We start from the raw sequence: 19,170 nt of genomic DNA on the forward strand, positions 1-19,170 counted from the left end.
TACTAGAAAAAAACCAATTATCATAAAAGGTTAGTTTCACGATAATTGGTTTTTTTACTAAATTTCAACAGCAAATGCTTGCCAAGGTTTTAATGTAAGGTTAGAAATGTCTTTTGGTGTTGCCATATTTTCAATAAGAACTTCTTTTATTTTAGCATCTGTTTTAAATGCTTGTTCTTCATTAGATAGATTTGTTACCACTAACCATGTCTTATTCTCATATGTTCTGACATAAGAAAAGACTTTATCAGCTGTTTCTTGTAATTCATATTCTCCCCAAACAACAATTGGGTTATCTTTTCTTAACTGGATTAATTTTTGATATGTATAAAAAATAGAATTTTTATCTTCTAATGCACTTTCTACATTAATTTCTTTATGATTTGGATTTACATGTAGCCAAGGTGTTCCTGTTGTGAAACCAGCATTTTCAGTTTTATCCCACTGCATTGGTGTTCTCGCATTATCACGACCTTTTCCATTAATTGACGTAATAATTTCTTCTTTAGTGAAACCTAAGCTTAATCGTTCGTGGTACATATTAACACTTTCAATATCTTCTACTTCATCAATACTTGAAACAGGATAATTCGTCATACCAATTTCTTCGCCTTGATAGATATAAGGTGTTCCTTTCATCATATGAAGTAAAATAGCAAACGCTTTGGCGCTTTCAACACGGTATTCCTTGTCATTTCCCCAACGAGAAACCACACGAGGTAAATCATGGTTATTCCAGAATAAACTATTCCAACCTTGATCGCCTAATGATGTTTGCCATTTAGAAAGAACCTCTTTTAAATCTTTCATTTCTAAAGGTTTTAAATCCCATTTATGCTTACCTTCGCCACGTTCTTGATCTAAACCAACATGTTCAAATTGGAAAACCATTGATAATTCGTGACGATCAGGATCTGAATACATTTTGGCAATTTCAGGTGTTGCTCCCCATGTCTCACCAACTGTCATAACATCATAATTTCCAAAAGTAGCTTCATTCATTTCTTTTAAGTATTCATGTAGTTTAGGGCCATTTCCTGTAATTTTTTCATCTGGAATCTTACCAATTAGATCGATAACATCCATACGGAAACCGCCAACTCCTTTTTCTAGCCAAAAATTCATCATATCATTAACTTTTTGACGAACTGTTTCATTTTCCCAATTTAAATCAGGCTGCTTTTTACTAAATAAATGAAGATAGTATTGCCCACTTGCTTCATCAAATTCCCAAGCACTCCCACTAAAAGTTGAAGTCAAATCATTCGGTGCTTCTCCATTAACTGGATCACGCCATACATAAAAATCACGATAAGGATTGTCTTTTCCTTTTTTAGCTTCAACAAACCAAGCATGCTCATCAGATGTATGATTAACTACTAAGTCCATAATAATACGAATATTTCTACTTTTAGCTTCTTCTATTAATTCATCCATGTCATCCATTGTGCCAAACTCATCCATGATATCTTCGTAATCACTAATATCATAGCCATTATCATCATTAGGCGATTTGTAGACCGGGCTTAGCCAAATTGCCGTAATTCCCAATTTTTCTAAATAATCTAATCGATTAATAATACCTCTTAAATCTCCCACTCCATTTCCTGTTGTATCTTGAAAACTTCTTGGATAAATTTGATATAAAACGGCTGATTGCCACCATTTATTTTGTTTAACTGTCATTTTGATTCCTCCGATTGATTTTATTTAACCGCACCATCTGTTACACCAGCGATAATCCATTTTTGGAAAAAGATATAAATTAATAATACTGGTAAAATAACTAATAAGTATGATGCAAATGCTAAATTATATTGAGTTGAAAATTGCCCTTGAAAAATATACTGAGATAATTGAAGGGTTTGTTGTTCCGGTTTACTTAAAAAGATTAATGGCATTAGAAAGTCGTTCCATGTCCACATAAAACTTAAAATAGCAACCGTCGCATGAACTGGTTTTAACATTGGAAAAATAACGTAATAAAAAACTTGAAACGGAGAAGCTCCGTCCATCTCTGCTGCTTCATCCATTGCTACAGGGATTTTCTTAATGAAACCAGTATACAAGAAAGTATTCATTGGCAAACCAAAAATAATATATAAAAAGGTAATACCTGCTAAATTATCTAAATTAAACATAGAAGCTTGTTTTACTAAAGGTAACATAATTACGTTAAAAGGAATAAACATCGCACTAATAAAATAATAATATAGCGCATTAAAAAACTTAGAAGTCGAACGTTTTCTAGTAATAGCGTAAGCCGCTAAACTATTTGTTAGGATTGTAAAAACAAGATTAATACTTGTAATAATTAATGTGTTTTTAAATTTTTCAGGATAGTTAGTTAACTTCCAAGCTTCTGAGAAATTACTCCAATTAAATGTTGTTGGCCATTTTAAAATATTATCCATCTGACTTGGATCTTTTAGAGCTATCATCAAAGTCATATAAAGCGGACCAAAAATAGTAAAGATAGCTAAAGCCATTAATAAAATAGTTAGCGACCAGTTAGTTGACCCGTTTGCTTTTTTTAAAATATTCTTTTTACCTATCATCCCATATTCGCCTCTCTTTTCTCTAAAATTCTAAGTTGAACAATAGAAATAATCACTACTACTAAGAATAAGACGACTGAGTTAGCTGATTGATAAGCAAATTGTCCTCCCGTAAATCCTTTTTTATAAATTAAAAGAGAAATAGATGTCGTTGATGTACCTGGTCCTCCACCTGTCATAGCAACAATTTGATCAAATGCCATTAAAAAACCTTTTGCTGATAACACCATATTAATCGTGAAAAATGGAGCTAAAAGAGGGAAAGTTATCTTTCTGAATAAAGTAAAACCACTAGCTCCATCTAAATCAGCTGCCTCGTAAATATCTTGATCCACTGTCTGCAAACCAGATAAATAAATCAATGTTGTAAATGCTAAAGATTGCCAGACCGTTACAAAAACAATTCCCATCCAAGCGTTTTCTGTCCCTAAAATATTAACACTTAATGCTTCAATGCCTGCACCTATTCCAAATTCTGGAACTAAATGAGCAAATACAAAGTTAAAAATAAAACCAATAATCAATGTTCCTAACATATAAGGCAAGAAATAAACGGCCTTTAGAAACTTTTGAAACTTAATTTTTGCATTAAGACCAATTGCTAGAAACAAACCAATTATATTAACAAGTACCGTAGAAATAATAGCGAATTTAAATGTAAATAAATAACTATTTAAAATATCCTTATCTTGAAACATATGTAAATAATTTCTTAATCCAACAAACTCCCAGTCTCCATAACCTCTCCAATTGGTAAAACTATAAAAAATACCTTGTAAAAAAGGAATTGTATGGAAAATAAAGAACAAAATAGCAACTGGTATTACCATGCAGTAAAAGGCTGGATGGATCTTTTTAGATTTTCTCATCGCGACTCCCCCTAATCGATGTTTGCAGCATCATATGCTTCATCCATTTTCTTTAGTGTGTTTTTAATATTTTTATCTGTTTGATTTTTGCCTTTAGCTTCTTCTAAAGCAAACTCTGATAGTAAAGGCGGTAAATCATATCCATTAGGTAAAAAGTGATCGATAAAATCGTTAACTTTACCCGCTTCAATCATTGGACTAATGCCACTTAAAGTAGGATCAGTTTGTTTGATTCCCTTTTGTGCTGAAAAAGCAAATTGTTGATCAACATAACGTTGAGCCTGTTCTTTTTCTAGTAAAAACTCAATAAAATCTTTAGCTTCTTTTTGATTTTTGGTATCTTTACCAATCATTAACATCACATCCACACCACTAGTTACCTTGTTTTTAGCAACATCGTTACTAGCTGGTAACGCAAAAATATTAACTTTCATTTCTGGATTAGCTTTTTGAACTTCAGGAATTGCCCATGTTCCATTAATTAACATAGCAGCTTTGCCTTTAGCAAACGCCTGAGTTCCATCTGCATACCCAGTTCCCATCGCATCCTTTTGAGTATAGGTCATCACTTCAGATAATTTCTCTAAAGGCTCAACCCAGCCCTTACTTAGAGTTGCTTTATTCTCTTTTCTTTTTTCCATTAAACTTTCATCAGCTAAAATACCTGATAATGGATTAAAGACTGACGACAATGTCCAAGCATCTTTATAAGTTGCTTCAATAGGTGTTATATCTTTAGACTCGAAAAATTGACATATTTTAATAAACTCATCCCATGTTTTAGGTGTTTCTATTTGGTATTTTTCAAATAGTTCTTTGTTATAAATGACACCTGAAGCATTAGTTGCATAGGGTACGCCATATAATTTAGTTTTATCTTTTTGTAAATCTTGAGTAATTTCTTTGTAGGCAGGAACGATATTATCAACAAATTTTTCCTTAGATAAATCTTCAAGCATTCCCACATTAGCCAGCTCTGTATATGTGATATCTCCCCCATAGGAAATAATATTAGGAATATCATTTTTGACTAGCCTTGTTCTAAGAACCGTTCCAGCATCTGGTGGTGAACTAAGAACAATATCAATATCGGGATTTTTTTCTTCGTACTCATCAATAAAAGTTTGCATAATTTGTTGATTTTCTGACTTATTATTAAATACTTCAAGAGTAACCTTTGAAGTATTTTCTTTTGAGCTACATCCCATCAATGAAAATAAACCAATACCTAAAACTACTTTAAGTAACTTTTTTCTCGTTTTCATTTGTTTTCCCCTTTCAGGTGTTTCGCAACACCTAAAGATAAAAAATATAAGTGTTCCGCAACACCTGCATAAAATATAGCATCCTTTTTTTTGAGAGTCAAGATAAAAGTGAAACGTTTTCACTTTTATCTTAACGTCTTAACTGACTCTCCCTCAACTAAATTAGTCTTTACTTCCACTTTTTCAATGATATTGTTTTTAGAGTCAATTCCTTTTAAAAGAAGGTAAATAATTTGTTCTGCTTTTTCAGAGACATCTTGATGCATACTCGTAATCTGAGGAGTTGCATATTTAGAGTACGGTGTCCCATCAAAACTAACAATCGAAATATCTCTAGGAACAAGTATGCCTTTTTTATAAAATTCAGAAACAATCTGGACAGCTAATAAGTCTGAAGAACAAAACAAGGCTGTAAATTCTTTAATAGAGGGTTCTAATATTTCAGAAACAAAATTTTTGTAATTCTTGTAGGTTGGCGAAATAGCAATAAAATTAGCCTTTAATCCTACTTCCTTCATTGCCTGTCTCACACCTTCAGAACGCTCAAAATCTACCCCTCTCCATGTATCAGATGACGTTCCTTTTGCTGTAAAGGCAATTCTTTCATGTCCTTTTTGAAGTAAATATTTAGTCATTTGGTAAGCACCATTTCTATCATCAATACCTACATTCAAAAATGGTGTTTGCTTGTCAGTTGCATATGAATCTAAGAAAACAATTGGAACAGAAATCCTTTCTTGCCATTTTAAAATATCATTTGAAGAAGTACCCGAAACAATTAATCCTTCTAAGTTCCACATATCAACTAATTTAGCACCTTCATCAAAATTTGACACGCGATGAAACATCATAAAATAACCTGCTTTTTTTATTTTGGATTCTAGAGCTTGGATCAATTCACCGTGATACGGATTATCAAAAAAGTCTTCAGTAACAGCCTCAGTATCCTGAATAATCATACCAATAATACGAGAACCGTGATTCGCTAAAAGCCTTGCTCCCATATTAGCAGCGTAATTTAATTCTTCTAGAGCGTTTTTTACTTTTAATTTGGTTTCAGGTGATACTTTATTATCTCGACCATGAATCACATTAGATACAGTAGTTGGACTCACTCCTGTATGCTTTGCAATGTCTTTGATTGTTGCCATTTTCTCCCCTCCTTTGTCTTAACTTTTAATCGTAGTTTAGCAGTTTTAATACTGGATTACAATTTTTGATAAATACCTTTGTTATCTAGTCTTTAACACTTTATAATGGAGTAGAGAATTAACAAGGAGAGTTTGTATGAACCTAACAAAAAAAGCATTATCCCAAGCTTTAAAAACATTAATGGGACAAATCCCTTTTGAAAAGATAACTATTAATGACGTAACAAATGAAGCAGGTGTTTCTAGAAATACTTTTTACTATCATTTTTCTGATATTAACGATCTACTCAGCTGGACTTTTGATAACGAAATTGTTAACGGACTTGAATCATACGAAGACCTAGAAACATGGAAAGATGGTCTTCTAAGTGTACTTAACTATACCGAAGAAAATCGAAAATTTTGTTTAAATACGTTTCATTCTATTAATCGTGATCAACTAGAAATCTTTCTATATGACATCACTTATGGCATGTTAATTTCTATTATGGATCAATCTTATGATGAAAAGATTTTAAAAAAAGAACTGAAATTGCAAATTGCCGATTTTTATGGTCGTGGGATTGTGGCTCAAGTTATTCACTGGCTAACTACTCGTTTAAAAGAACCAAAAGATGATTTAATTACTCGTATCGAAGCTGTTACTAAAGGAACTATTGAGTTAATTGTCCAAAATCAGGACTAAATTTTGGACAATTGGGATCTTCTGCCCAAAATTTGGACAAATATTTTATTTTGTTTATTTTAATTCTTTCTAAAATTCGTATGATGAACATGTAACATTTATATAAATTTTAGGGGGAATTAATTATGTTTTTCTTTGAAAGCATGCCTTGGTATTCAGTTGCCATGTGGTTTGTCGTTGTCGGTGGTTTAATGTTGATGAACGAACTTGCTAGATCAAACAAATGGGTTGCACTTATTTTATTTACTGCATTACCACTATTTTTAACTATTTTTGTTTGGCCAACAACAGCAGGTGCAGGTAGTAGTACAGGAACTTGGTTCCACTGGGTTAAAGTTTACTCAGCTCTTGCCGGTTGTTTAGGATTCTTAGCATTAAGATTTATCAAAGGTGCTCAAGACAAAAAATGGATGATGGCTTTTCCAGCATTTATTTTAGCTCTTAACATCATGGAAGCTGTTATCCGTGATTTCCAAGTTTATTCTTTACACGGAATGGTAGACGGCGTATTCATGAACGGTGGCGTATGGAACATCATGAACGGTGTTGCTGGTATTTTAAATATCTTAACTATTTCTGGTTGGTTCGGTATTCAAATTAGTAAAGACAAACAAAAAGATATGGTTTGGGCCGATCAAATGTGGTTCTGGATTATTGCTTATGATGTTTGGAACTTTGCTTATGTTTACAACTGTGTATCTGACCACTCATTCTATGCAGGTCTTGGTTTATTAATGTCATGTACTATCCCAGCATTCTTTATCAAAAAAGGAGCTTGGTTACAACATCGTGCTCAAACATTAGCATTTTGGATGATGTTTACAATGACATTCCCAGCATTCGTTGGAGAATCTAAATTTGCTGTTCAAAGCTCTCATAGTAGTACAGCATTATTCGTTTTAAGTTTCCTTGCGTTAGCTATTAACGTGGCAGTATTTGTTTACCACATCTACCGCATCAAAACTCAAAAGAAAAATGTTCTTAAAGACGAAGTTTACGCTGGTCTTAAATCATTTGAAGAAGTTAAACAAAACAATTAATACTAAAAACGAGATTGTGATATCAAAAATCACAATCTCGTTTTTTATATTTTTTCCAATGTTAATTTATCAATAATCATTTCATGTTCTGGGAATTTCTCTAAAAGTTCTTTTTTAGTAAATAATTTAAAATCAGTGAAATCAAATCCCGGTATAACAGCACAACTAACTAAGGCATAATCTTTATCAACTGTTGAACCAAAAATAGTTCCTTTTGGGACAGTATAATGAAGTCTTTCTCCTTTAGAAATATCTTTACCTATTTTAATTTGTTCATAGTGCCCATCTTCAAAAATGCAATGAACAGTTAACGGTTCACCATCATGATAGTACCAGATCTCATCCACGGTCAATTGATGAAAGTGAGAAGGACTTTCTGTTGTTAATAGAAAATAAATACTCGTATATAATTTTCTTTCCTGATTATTTCTAACAACTGTTTCTTCTGATTCTTCTGTTCTTAGGTAATAGCCACCTTCAGGATGTTTTTCTAATTGTAACGTATCAATCCATTCTTGTTGTGATTTCATTTAACCCTCTCCTTCTTTTCTTAAGTATACAAAAGAATAATGAGAATTCAAACAACTTTTTGTCTTTCTCTTGAAATACTATATGATGTATATTATTATACTTTATGTACTTATTAACACTATATATAGTTAAGGGGTTTAAGGAGGAAATGAGTGTGATTGTATTAGCAGGCACGATTGGAGCAGGTAAAACCAGTCTATCAAAAATGATTGCCAAAGAATTAGGTAGTGATGTATTTTATGAGAGTGTGGAGAATAATGATATTTTGCCACTATTTTATGAGGATCCAGAAAAATACTCTTTTCTACTACAAATCTATTTTTTAAATAAACGATTCAAAAGTATCAAAGAAGCACTTGCACATGATAATAATGTATTAGATAGATCGATTTATGAAGACTCCCTTTTATTTCATTTGAATGCTGATTTAGGTCGGGCTTCAAAGCAAGAAGTGGAAGTTTATGACGAACTATTAAAAAATATGATGGAAGAACTACCATACGCTTCTCATAAAAAACAGCCAGATTTATTAGTTCACATCAAAGTTTCTTTTGAAACAATGCTAGAAAGAATTGAAAAAAGAAATCGTCCCTTTGAACAATTGACTTTTGATCCTGGACTTTATGACTATTATAAAGAGTTAAATAGTCGATATGATCAATGGTTTGCAGATTATGATGAAAGTCCAAAAATTCAAGTTGACGGAGATCAATACAATTTTGTAGAAGATGAAAACGCTGCTGAGCAAGTAATTCAAGATGTTTTAAAAGAATTGAATAAAATTAGAGATTAAAAATAAAAAAACTCGTCAGCTACTTTTCAAGGTAAATGATGGGTTTTTATGTTATTGATTAATTTGTTCGAATCTAATAACGAGTTCTTCTAGCTTGTCTTCTAAAAAGACTACATTATCTTCTTTTCGATAAACGAGCTGCGTTGGTGAGGTTGCCATATCAATCAATTTAACTGGAATAAACGAACCGTCTACCTCCTCAATTGTTATCCGAGGATGGACTACCGAAGCCCCACACGCATCAGGTAATAAATAAGCTATTTCTTTTTGTTTGTCATCAAGAGAACGAATACGATAATAACCATCTACAAAAAATTGTTTCTCGTTACCAAACAGTATCTCTAACTGTTTTATTCTTTGAATATCCATAAACTTCATCTCCTTAAAACGATTATTGATTTAAATTACTTCCTTTTCTATTTTAGGGTAAAAAAAATAGGCACTAGGCCTTGATATAATTATATTTATTCAGACACATGGCGGCACCTACTTAGTGCTGCTTCCTTCCAGATCTGACACGCTTCGTAAGCCCACCATTGTCCTAGCCTTGCGGCAAATATCATTATACTTCATAAACAAAAAAAATGCTAGCCTTTTTTAGCTTTTTTTTCTTGTCTAATTTTTTTAAAAAAATTAGTTAAAATACTTCCACATTCTTCTTCTAAAATGCCAGTTTCAACATAGCAAGAATGGTTAAATCTCATATCTTGTAATAAATTCATTAAACTTCCTGCTGCTCCGCCTTTAGGATCTTTCGCCCCATAAAAAACTTGATCAATTCGTGATAAAAGAATACCACCACTACACATAGGACATGGTTCTAGCGTGACAAACAACTGAGCTTTTTCTAATCGCCAACTCTTAACATGCCGATTAGCATCTCGAATAGCAATCATTTCAGCATGAGTCGTCGCATCTTGAGATGTTTCCCTTACATTATGTCCTCTTCCTATGATTTCTCCATCTAGAACAACTACAGCACCAATAGGCACTTCTCCCATAATTTCTGCTTTTTTTGCTTCTAATAGAGCTTCTCTCATAAATCCTTCTTTTTCTTCCTGTGTCAATTTGACAGAACGTATTATCATATTATCCCTCTAATTTAATTAGTTTTATCTATCTTATCATAAAGAGCTAAGTTTTCCCTCTCTTTATGTTAAAATAATGATACATTCAGCGAAAGGACGGACTCTTCTCATGCAATTAAAAGAACTACAAGCTATCTATCCTCAAGGAACGATTAGTCACACTCCTTCAGAAGATGATACCCTTTTATCTCTACCTATTAAAAATCAGTGGTTTTTATTACCTACAGAAAAACTAACTGAAAATGAGGTGAAACTTTTAACCACTATACTACCAGAACCTAGTATGACAAGTGACTTAAATGATCATCCTTGGTATCAATATCTTTTCTTACAAAAACCATTTCCAATAACAGAAACAACTTATCGAGTCATTCAATTAAAAATAAAAAAAGAGTCACCAAACGCTATGGAATGGTTGACTCATTTATCTAAACTATTTAATCAAGTTGAAGATTTTTTCTTTATTGACGCAACGACTGCTCTCATCATCGAAGAACGTTCAACTATCATTTATCAAAAATCAGATTTAGAAGGAATGCTTCTAACTTTAGAATCTGAATTTTTAATTCAAGCCAAAGCATTTATTGGTGCCTTTAATGAAGCTAATCAACAATTTGTTCCTTATTTTTTTGAAGAACAACAAATTTTCATCGATTATGTTTCAAGGAAAAAAAATATCTTTTCTTTTCAAGATGTTGCTATCGATTACTTAACAAAAGATAAAATAACTGACAGTCAAATCATGCAAACTCTTAAAGACGTTTTAAATATTGACGATGAATTAAAAAGAATCATTAAAACCCTTTGGTTAAAACAAGGAAATATCACCTCAACTTCAAAAGAGCTATATATTCATCGAAATACTCTACAATATCGTTTAGAGAAATTTTACGAGCGAACTGGTTTTTCTTTAAAGGATATGAGTGATTTGACTCTTTGTTATTTATTAATTCATTAGTCTCTTCGATTACCAAATAAAATAACTAATCTTAAAACTTGTAGTAAAGAGGCAATTGCTGCGGCAACATAGGTTAAAGCTGCGGCAGTTAGCACTTTTCTTGCCATCACAAGCTCTTCATCATCCAATGCTTGATTTTCCTCTAAGATAGCTAAAGCTCTTCTTGATGCATTAAATTCTACTGGTAACGTTACTACTTGAAATAAGAAAGTTAAAGCAAAACACCAAATCCCAATTGTTACTAAAAGTGGGGTACTACTAAAGAATATAGCCCCAATTAAAATTAATGGAATCGAAATAGCAGAACCAAAATTAACGACTGGTACCAAACCAGATCTTAATTTTAGTGGTATATATCCTACTTGATCTTGAATAGCGTGGCCACACTCATGAGCTGCTACTCCAATAGCTGAGACTGATCTTGATTCTGACACTCTTTCCGATAAACTCAATATTTTAGTATGAGAATTATAATTATCTGTTAAATCTCCTGATATTTCTTGGACAGGAACTTCTCTAATACCTGCATCTCTTAAAATCATTCTTGCAACATCAGATGCTTTTAATCCTTTTTTATTGGCAACTTTTTCAAATTTACGATAAGTGCTATTAACATAACTTGATGCCCAAGCAGATATTGCGACACCAATGATAACTAATATGTATGTTTTGTCAAAAAACATGTATGGCATAAACATAACTAACTCCTCCTTATTTATTTATAAAGATATTTTAGCAGATTTTTCAGAAAAAGTTTGGTTTTTCTTTTGAACCTTCTGTGAATTTTTGCCTTTTTTTATCATTTTTTATTATAAAAAATAATGACAGTTGTTTCATTCAAGTAGATTTATCCTTAAAAATGTTGTATCTTATATGAAGGGATATTTGAACAAATCAACTCAAATGTTTTTTTACACTATATTAAAAATAATATTCTGCATGCCATTTAAAGGGGGAAAGTGGATTGCGAAAATTACTAGATACACCGACACAACGACGTTTAAAAATATTAGAACACCTTAATGAAGTTTCAGACTGGATTAGTTCAAATGAATTAGCAAAAGAAAATAACGCTTCTCTTAGAACAATTAATAATGATGTCAGCTACCTCAAAGAAAATTGGTATCCTCATCTTATTATTGAAACATCCAAAAAAAATGGCGTCAGACTTAGAACACAACCAAGTAGTCACGTCCAAATGGTTTATCGATATGTTTTAAAAACATCTGAAGCTTTTAGACTATTAGAATCTATGTTTTTTGATACTACACTAAGTATCGAAAAATGGGGAGAAAGACTCTATATCAGCGAATCATCTTTATATCGTATTACAGGTTCAATGTCAAAATCTTTAAAAAGCTATGGATTAATCCTTGAAAAAAAACCTTGTAGAATTGTTGGAAAAAGTGAATTTTACGCCCGTTTTTTTTATACTAGTTTTTTTAGAGAAGCATATGATATGACAGAGTGGCCATTTCCAACTAATAAACGCGAATCAATTGCTTTCATAGAAAAAATGTTAAATTTATTAGGCTTTAAATTAGATGATCATCAAATAAGTCAAATTAATATGATGTTTAACGTTACTTTAATAAGACAAAGCCAAGGCTTCTTTTTAGAAGAATCTAATATTTTTCAAACATTAGATTCAAAAATATTTAAAACTTTTTCTGAACATTCTCATCTATTAGAACCTATTGCTCAACAATACAAATTAAAAGTTACTGATAAAATGATTCACGATTTAGTTTTAACTATTTTTCTTCACAAGAATAATTGGAAATCTGATGAAGAGAAATTATCAGTTACAAAAGAAATTAACAACTTTACTAAAACACTCCGAAATGTTTTTGATCTTAAACTAAGTAATTCTGTTTCAGAAAATATGGAAAATAAAATGAAACATCTTTATTTGTATCATCAACTCTATCCTTTTCGAAATTTTATCATTTTTGATCAATATCTCTATGACGGTTTGGTCATCAAAGAACATTTTCCGACTCTAGATAAAGTTGTAGAACATGCTTTAGGTGAGATGGAAAAAAATACTAATTTCCCATGGAAATCCTCTTTCCATTATGTTATTTTGTATTGGCTCATGATGAAATGGAGTGACTTACCTTCTATTCTAGAAAACAAAAAAAAGAAAGCTAGAATACTTGTTATGAGTAATTTGGGAACAGAACATTCTGATTTTTTAACAAAACAAATCAAAACTAATTTTGAAACCAAAATTGAAATTTCTGCTTATGAGGGTCGTATTTTGTTTTTAGATATGGAATCAGCTAACTCATTCAAAAATTATGATTTAATTATTACAAATTTTAATACTGATTTATTACCTAAAGAGAAATTAGTTGTTGTAGACAACATTCCTTCTAATGTTGATTGGGGAACAATCAGACGTAGTATTGATAATATTCATAAAATTAATCCAAATATTTTAAATCATTTAAAGACTGATTAGAGGAAAAAAAATGATAATTAATTTTTTAAATTCTTATATTATTAATCTGGCCATCATTGTTGCTACTATCTTTGGCCTTTATTTTTCTTCTCTTAAACACTATCTTACTAATGATGAGGTAGAAGTAGAGTTTATTGAACCTTCGGCTAAACTGAAAATATCATTTTCTACAGAAATAATACTTGGACTTTTTATCGGACTCATGTGCTTTTTTATTTCGATGAATCGTATCCCTGTTGACAACATGCGTTCTGTAGACGTTCGTTACTTACCTGTCTATTTCTCAGTTTACTATGGCTCTCCTATGACTGGTATTGTTACTGCACTCACTTTAATTGGAACAAAATCAATTGAATACTATTTCTTCGAAGCTCTTCCTTCTGAGATAATTAATAACGTTGCTATAACTATAGCCATTTTAATTATCAGTATTTTAATTGACAAAAAACAAATGAAGCCAAAAAAAGCTATCCTTACTTGCTTAATCTATACTATTATCATTCGTTTTTTTCTTGCCACACTTGTTTTATTTAAAGATCTTAATTTAGAGTTAATGATTCACTTTTGTTTACACTCTTTAGTATTTTCAAGCCTTTTTCTAATAACAGGTTGGTTATTAAATAATGCTATTATCATCTCAGAAAGAATTCACGTTTACCGAACCTCTTCTGTTTTTGATAGTTTAACAGGAGCTTACAATAAAGAATCTTTTTACTTTTTTTTAGATATTGCATACAATCAGGCTATTCATGAAAACAAAGCCTTTTCACTTGCCCTTATTGATTTTGATAATTTTAAAGAAATCAACGATACCTACGGCCATTTGGTAGGGGATAAAGTACTCTCAGAGGTAGCTTCTTCCTTTCAAAGTTGCTCAAAAAAGTTTTCTTCACTACAATTTTTTCGAATAGGTGGAGATGAATTAGCTATTATTTGGAAACAAGAAGAAATTCCAAGCAACTATTTTAAAATAATCAATACTAAATTAAAAAAATTAGAAATTGAGAAAGACTTTGATAATGACTTACTTAGTTTATCAATTGGTCTCGTTCACCTTTCGCCTCAACAAAAATCAGAAAAAACAATTAATGTAAAACAAATCTTTCGTCTAGCTGATGAAGCTCTTTATGAAGCAAAAAAAGCTGGTAAGAATCAAGTCATCGAAAAAAATATAACTATATGAGAAGAAGGATCAGACTCACAATCAAGTGTGCCTAATCCTTCTTCTTGTTTTATTTTCCAGATAATTCTTTATAAGTTTGTGCTTTTTCAATTGCTTCATCTGCTGATCTTTCTAGTAAGCTAGAGACTTCCTCAGAGCTATTTAATACATTTTCAAGAGCAGAGAATCTTGTTTGTTGTTTAAAGAAATCTGGTAATCTCTCAAAATCAGATTTTTTATAATCTACTCGCATTGGTTCTTTACCTTTTTCTGCTAAACGTGGATCAAAACGATAAAGTGGCCAATAACCCGACTCAACAGCTTCTTTAGTAATTTGAACTGCCTGACTCATACCACCTTTAATACCATGATTGATACACGGAACATAACCAATTACAAGAGATGGTCCAGGGTATTTTTCTGCTTCATCCAACGCCTTAATCGTTTGTGTTGGATTAGCATTTAATGCTACTTGCGCAACATAAACATTACCATAAGTCATAGCAATTAACCCTAAATCTTTTTTAGCTGTACGTTTACCATGAGAAGAGAATTTTGCAATTGCTGCCGTTGGAGTCGCTTTTGAAGTTTGTCCACCTGTATTAGAATAAATCTCATTATCCATAACGAAGATATTCACATCTTCACCACTAGATAGAACATGGTCGATACCACCAAATCCGATATCATAAGCCCAACCATCTCCACCAATAATCCATTGACTTGGTTTGATAAATAAATCACGTTGATTATAGAGTGCTTCTAACTTACTATTAGTTTTCATTTCATCAAGTAAGGCAGCTTCTAATTTAGTTGAACGTTGTCTTGAGCCCTCTCCTTCATCTTGTGTGGCTAACCAGTCTTTCATCAATTCTTGTAACTCTGATGAGCCAATCTCTTCTGTAAGAATATTTTTCATTTGATTCGCTAAATGATCTCGCTTAGTTTTATTGGCTAAGTACATTCCTAAACCAAATTCAGCATTATCTTCAAATAGGGAATTACTCCAAGCCGGTCCTTGTCCTGCTTCATTTGTTGTATAAGGTGTTGATGGAGCTGAGCCACCCCAAATTGAGGCACAACCTGTTGCATTGGCTATAAGCATTCTATCACCATATAATTGAGTTAATAATTTAATGTATGGAGTCTCTCCACATCCTGAACAAGCTCCTGAAAATTCAAGTAACGGTTTCTCAAACTGAGATCCTTTAATACTTTCTTTTTTCTTAATTGGATTTGCTTTTTGTTTTAACGTCATCGCAAATGCCCAATTCATTGCTTGCTCTTTCTGCTCTTCATATGGTTTCATCACCAAAGCTTTTCCTTTAGCAGGACATACGTCTACACAAAGACCACATCCAGTACAATCTTCTAGAGACACTTGAATTCGGTACATGTTACCATCTGCACCCTTCATCTCTCGAACTAAGAATCCTTCTGGTGCTTCTTCCATCTCTTCTTCATCAGCTAAAAATGGTCTAATTGCTGCGTGAGGGCAAACAAAGGCACATTCATTACACATCGTACAAGCATCCATTTGCCACTCAGGAACTTCAAGGGCGATACCACGTTTTTCATATGCTGTTGTGCCTAACGGAACACTACCATCTGCCATTTGGTTATCCATTAAATTTTTAACTGTTAACGAATCTCCCTCTTGGCGATTGACTGGTTCCAAAATTTCTTGAACATATTTTGGTTTCGCTGGATCTACTTGCCTCTTAGGAACTTCAATCTCTAACCATTCACTTGGAACATCTATTTTAATTAAGTGATCAAAAGTCGCATCAATAGCTAAATGGTTTCGTTTCACAATTTCTTGTGATTTTTTTCCATAAGCTTTTTCAGCTTCTTCTTTCATATAAAAGACAAAATCTTCTCTTTTCATCAAATGAGTTAATTCAAAAAATGCTGCAGACATAACCGTATTAATTCGACGGCCAAGGCCTACTTCTTGTGCTATATTCATTGCATTAATCACATAAAAATTAATCTGTTTTTGAGCGATTTCTTTTTTGAGATGTTTTGGCAATAATCGAAGAACTTTTTCTTTTGTCCAAGTTGTATTCAGTAAAAAGGTTCCATTTTCTTTTAACCCTTTTAACAAATCATATTGATGGATATATGAAGCGTTATGACAACCAATAAAATCAGCTTGCTCAATTAAATAAGTCGACTGAATTGGTTCTTTCCCAAATCTTAAATGAGAATTAGTCAAACCACCTGATTTTTTAGAATCATATGAAAAATAGGCTTGAGCATACATATCAGTGTGATTACCAATAATTTTTATCGCTTGCTTGTTTGCTCCAACTGTTCCGTCAGATCCAAATCCCCAGAATTTTGCTTGGAACGTATTATCTGGTGTTAAGTCTAACACTTCTTCTACTGGTAACGATAAATGAGTGACATCATCTGTAATTCCGACGGTAAATCGATATTTCAACTCATCACTTGGTAATAATAAATGATCAAAAATAGCCTTAATTTGATTAGGTGGCACATCTTTCGAACCTAAGCCATATCTTCCTCCTACAACAACCGGACGATTAGGGTGACGATATAAAGCACCTTGAACATCTAATAACAAAGGCTCACCATTAGCACCAGGTTCTTTTGTTCGGTCTAAAACAGCAACTTTTTCAACTGATTTAGGTAACTTAGCTAATAAATTTTCAACAGGGAATGGACGATATAAATGAATATTAATGTGCCCTACTTTTCGTCCCTGCTTATTTAAATAAGCAACTGTTTGTTGAATTGTAGGCGACACAGATCCCATTGAAATAATGACTTCTGTTGCTTCTTGATGTCCATAATAGTTAGTTAAATCATATTCAGTTCCACGAATCTCATTGATTTCTTTCATATAAGATTGAACAATTTCTGGAACTCTTTCGTAATATTCATTAACAGTCTCTCTTTGCTGAAAATGGATATCTGGATTTTGAGCTGTCCCTGAAACGGTTGGATGATTTGGATTCATTCCTCTTTTTCTAAATTTTTCAATTGCCTCTTGATCCACTAAATTTCCTAATGTTTCATAAGGTATTACTTCAATTTTTTGAAGTTCGTGACTAGTTCTAAAACCGTCAAAAAAGTTCATAAAAGGTAAACTAGCTTTTAAACTAGCTAAATGAGCAACTGAGGATAAATCCATTACTTCCTGGACAGAACTTTCAGCGAGCATACAAAAACCAGTTTGTCTTGCTGCCATAACATCTCCATGGTCACCAAAAATGCTTAACGCATTTGTCGTAACAGCACGAGAAGCAATATGAAAAACAGTTGGTAGTAATTCACCGGCTATTTTATACATATTAGGAATCATTAATAACAGGCCTTGGGAAGCCGTGTACGTCGTCGTCAACGCTCCTGATTTTAAGGAGCCGTGAACTGCTCCTGCTGCTCCTGCTTCAGATTGCATATTAATAACTTTTATTGGTTCTCCGAAAACATTTTTTCTAGACTTAACTGACCATTCCTCCACAACTTCTGCCATGGTAGAACTGGGAGTGATTGGATAAACTGCAGCTACTTCACTAAACGCATATGAAACATAAGCTGCCGCTGTATTACCATCCATTGTGACACTTTGCTTACTCATTCTACATCCTCTTTTTCCAATAATATTTTAAAATGAAAGAGGCTGACCCAATTATGTCAGCCAACTTTTTCATACTTTATATGTTTAAAACTACTCAACACTTTTTGCTAGTTCTTCAACAAATGTTTGAAGTAAATCAATATCTTCGTCTTCTGGATTATTTTCAATACAAACTAATTGAGCACCTTGTTTAGCGCCTGTTTGATTAAATTGTTCCACAAAGTCTCTTGCAGACTGGCAATAGAACTCACCATATTCTTTATCACCAGTTCCAGCAACACCAAAGACCTTCCCACTTAAATCTTCTCCTTTTAAATCTTCAAAGAAGTCTTCAAACTCAAATGGTAAATCGCCATCTCCATATGTGTAAGTTGCAACAATACAAATATCTGCATCTTCAAAGAAGTCCGGATCAACGTCTGAACATTCTTCTCTTTCGACTTCTAAACCTTCATCTTCTAATTTTTCTTCTATAATTTCAGACATTTCTTCTGTATTTCCAGTCATACTTGCATAAACAATTTTTGCTAAAGCCATCTTTTGTCCTCCTATTATTGAATTGATAATATCTTTATCAATTTTTTCACAAATCTACTTACCCAAATTTTAACATAAACTTGTGAGATTATGAACCATATTTAATGAAATTATTAATTCATTTAAACAAAAAAAGAATGCCTAATCATCGGCATTCTCTTTTAATTTCTATTTTTTCACTTTATACAACCAAGCATCTGGTTTATCTAATAGTGATGTATCTTTAAGCGCTGCCTCATTTATAGAGATAACAGTTCCTGAAACTGGAGATTCGTACTCAACTACTGCTTTTTCAGCTTCTAATTCAACAACACCTTCACCTAAAGTAATTTCACTTCCAACTTTTGGTAACATAGCAAAACTAATATTGCCTAAATCATCTTGGGCAACAGCTGTTAAGCCTACTGTTACTCCTTCAGAATCTTCTTTCATCCATAAATTCTCTTCTGCCATACTGAT

General features: G+C 32.4%; 18 protein-coding genes and 1 other RNA gene. 6 read left to right on the top strand and 13 right to left on the bottom strand.

All coding sequences use genetic code 11. The features are described 5' to 3' along the window. Nucleotides 1-57: 57 nt before the first annotated feature. The 5 genes from H9L18_RS10315 to H9L18_RS10335 all read right to left on the bottom strand — a co-directional run bounded on the left by H9L18_RS10315 (nucleotide 58) and on the right by H9L18_RS10335 (nucleotide 5,843). On the bottom strand, nucleotides 58-1,686 hold the full coding sequence (locus H9L18_RS10315) for a glycoside hydrolase family 13 protein (RefSeq protein ID WP_126796094.1): 1,629 nt from the start codon (nucleotides 1,684-1,686) through the stop codon (nucleotides 58-60). Nucleotides 1,687-1,706: 20 nt separating this feature from the next. Then, a complete protein-coding gene (locus tag H9L18_RS10320) occupies nucleotides 1,707-2,558 on the bottom strand; it encodes a carbohydrate ABC transporter permease (RefSeq protein ID WP_126796096.1) in 852 nt (283 codons plus the stop codon). After that, on the bottom strand, nucleotides 2,555-3,427 hold the full coding sequence (locus H9L18_RS10325; RefSeq protein ID WP_126796098.1) for a carbohydrate ABC transporter permease: 873 nt from the start codon (nucleotides 3,425-3,427) through the stop codon (nucleotides 2,555-2,557). Before H9L18_RS10325 ends, H9L18_RS10320 begins: the two co-directional genes overlap by 4 nt. 11 nt (nucleotides 3,428-3,438) lie before the next feature. Beyond that, nucleotides 3,439-4,692, bottom strand: a complete 1,254-nt coding sequence (locus tag H9L18_RS10330) for an ABC transporter substrate-binding protein (RefSeq protein WP_246433275.1) — start codon at nucleotides 4,690-4,692, stop codon at nucleotides 3,439-3,441. Between the two features lie 125 nt (nucleotides 4,693-4,817). Then, nucleotides 4,818-5,843 carry a LacI family DNA-binding transcriptional regulator gene (locus tag H9L18_RS10335; protein WP_126796100.1) on the bottom strand — a complete coding sequence of 342 codons (1,026 nt, stop codon included), beginning with the start codon at nucleotides 5,841-5,843 and terminating at the stop codon, nucleotides 4,818-4,820. Between the two features lie 136 nt (nucleotides 5,844-5,979). On the opposite strand from H9L18_RS10335, the gene H9L18_RS10340 reads away from it, so the two are divergent. Next, nucleotides 5,980-6,528 carry a TetR/AcrR family transcriptional regulator C-terminal domain-containing protein gene (locus H9L18_RS10340; RefSeq protein WP_126796102.1) on the top strand — a complete coding sequence of 183 codons (549 nt, stop codon included), beginning with the start codon at nucleotides 5,980-5,982 and terminating at the stop codon, nucleotides 6,526-6,528. Between the two features lie 125 nt (nucleotides 6,529-6,653). Continuing rightward, nucleotides 6,654-7,568, top strand: a complete 915-nt coding sequence (locus H9L18_RS10345; RefSeq protein WP_126796104.1) for a DUF5692 family protein — start codon at nucleotides 6,654-6,656, stop codon at nucleotides 7,566-7,568. A gap of 44 nt (nucleotides 7,569-7,612) precedes the next feature. On the opposite strand, the gene H9L18_RS10350 is transcribed toward H9L18_RS10345, so the two are convergent. Next, nucleotides 7,613-8,098 (bottom strand): cupin domain-containing protein, encoded by a 486-nt coding sequence (locus H9L18_RS10350; RefSeq protein WP_126796106.1) that lies wholly within the window; start codon nucleotides 8,096-8,098, stop codon nucleotides 7,613-7,615. A gap of 149 nt (nucleotides 8,099-8,247) precedes the next feature. Between H9L18_RS10350 and H9L18_RS10355 the strand changes: the two genes are divergently transcribed. Continuing rightward, a complete protein-coding gene (locus H9L18_RS10355) occupies nucleotides 8,248-8,892 on the top strand; it encodes a deoxynucleoside kinase (protein WP_126796108.1) in 645 nt (214 codons plus the stop codon). A gap of 51 nt (nucleotides 8,893-8,943) precedes the next feature. Here H9L18_RS10355 and H9L18_RS10360 read toward each other — a convergent pair whose 3' ends face one another. From H9L18_RS10360 to tadA, 3 genes are all read right to left on the bottom strand, one after another. Continuing rightward, entirely contained in the window at nucleotides 8,944-9,261 is a 318-nt protein-coding gene (locus H9L18_RS10360) for a hypothetical protein (RefSeq protein WP_126796110.1), read from the bottom strand. Between the two features lie 93 nt (nucleotides 9,262-9,354). Next, an RNA gene (gene ffs / locus H9L18_RS10365) (signal recognition particle sRNA small type) lies at nucleotides 9,355-9,439 on the bottom strand. 40 nt (nucleotides 9,440-9,479) lie between these two features. Beyond that, nucleotides 9,480-9,980, bottom strand: a complete 501-nt coding sequence (gene tadA, locus H9L18_RS10370; RefSeq protein WP_126796112.1) for a tRNA adenosine(34) deaminase TadA — start codon at nucleotides 9,978-9,980, stop codon at nucleotides 9,480-9,482. A gap of 109 nt (nucleotides 9,981-10,089) precedes the next feature. On the opposite strand from tadA, the gene H9L18_RS15510 reads away from it, so the two are divergent. Then, nucleotides 10,090-10,938, top strand: coding sequence for a helix-turn-helix domain-containing protein (locus H9L18_RS15510; protein ID WP_281391383.1), 849 nt, complete (start codon nucleotides 10,090-10,092; stop codon nucleotides 10,936-10,938). Here H9L18_RS15510 and H9L18_RS10380 read toward each other — a convergent pair. After that, nucleotides 10,935-11,630 carry a zinc metallopeptidase gene (locus tag H9L18_RS10380; RefSeq protein ID WP_126796142.1) on the bottom strand — a complete coding sequence of 232 codons (696 nt, stop codon included), beginning with the start codon at nucleotides 11,628-11,630 and terminating at the stop codon, nucleotides 10,935-10,937. The two genes, H9L18_RS15510 and H9L18_RS10380, sit on opposite strands and share 4 nt — an antisense overlap. A gap of 272 nt (nucleotides 11,631-11,902) precedes the next feature. Here H9L18_RS10380 and H9L18_RS10385 point away from each other — a divergent pair, with 272 nt between their 5' ends. Both H9L18_RS10385 and H9L18_RS10390 read left to right on the top strand, forming a co-directional pair. Beyond that, nucleotides 11,903-13,405 carry an AcpB/EbpR/MafR family transcriptional regulator gene (locus tag H9L18_RS10385; RefSeq protein ID WP_126796116.1) on the top strand — a complete coding sequence of 501 codons (1,503 nt, stop codon included), beginning with the start codon at nucleotides 11,903-11,905 and terminating at the stop codon, nucleotides 13,403-13,405. Between the two features lie 10 nt (nucleotides 13,406-13,415). Further along, a complete protein-coding gene (locus H9L18_RS10390; RefSeq protein ID WP_126796118.1) occupies nucleotides 13,416-14,588 on the top strand; it encodes a GGDEF domain-containing protein in 1,173 nt (390 codons plus the stop codon). A gap of 49 nt (nucleotides 14,589-14,637) precedes the next feature. Here the strand turns inward: H9L18_RS10390 and nifJ are convergent, their stop codons facing one another. The 3 genes from nifJ to H9L18_RS10405 form a co-directional block, all read right to left on the bottom strand. Next, the gene (nifJ, locus tag H9L18_RS10395; protein ID WP_246433276.1) at nucleotides 14,638-18,174 is read right to left on the bottom strand and encodes a pyruvate:ferredoxin (flavodoxin) oxidoreductase; all 3,537 of its coding nucleotides are present in this window, start codon (nucleotides 18,172-18,174) and stop codon (nucleotides 14,638-14,640) included. 90 nt (nucleotides 18,175-18,264) lie between these two features. Continuing rightward, entirely contained in the window at nucleotides 18,265-18,711 is a 447-nt protein-coding gene (locus H9L18_RS10400) for a flavodoxin (protein ID WP_126796120.1), read from the bottom strand. 168 nt (nucleotides 18,712-18,879) lie between these two features. After that, nucleotides 18,880-19,164, bottom strand: coding sequence for a glycine cleavage system H family protein (locus tag H9L18_RS10405; RefSeq protein ID WP_126796122.1), 285 nt, complete (start codon nucleotides 19,162-19,164; stop codon nucleotides 18,880-18,882). Between the last annotated feature and the right edge of the window lie 6 nt (nucleotides 19,165-19,170).

Origin of the sequence: Vagococcus carniphilus (assembly GCF_014397115.1) — a bacterium.
GTDB classification, from domain to species: Bacteria; Bacillota; Bacilli; order Lactobacillales; family Vagococcaceae; genus Vagococcus; species Vagococcus carniphilus.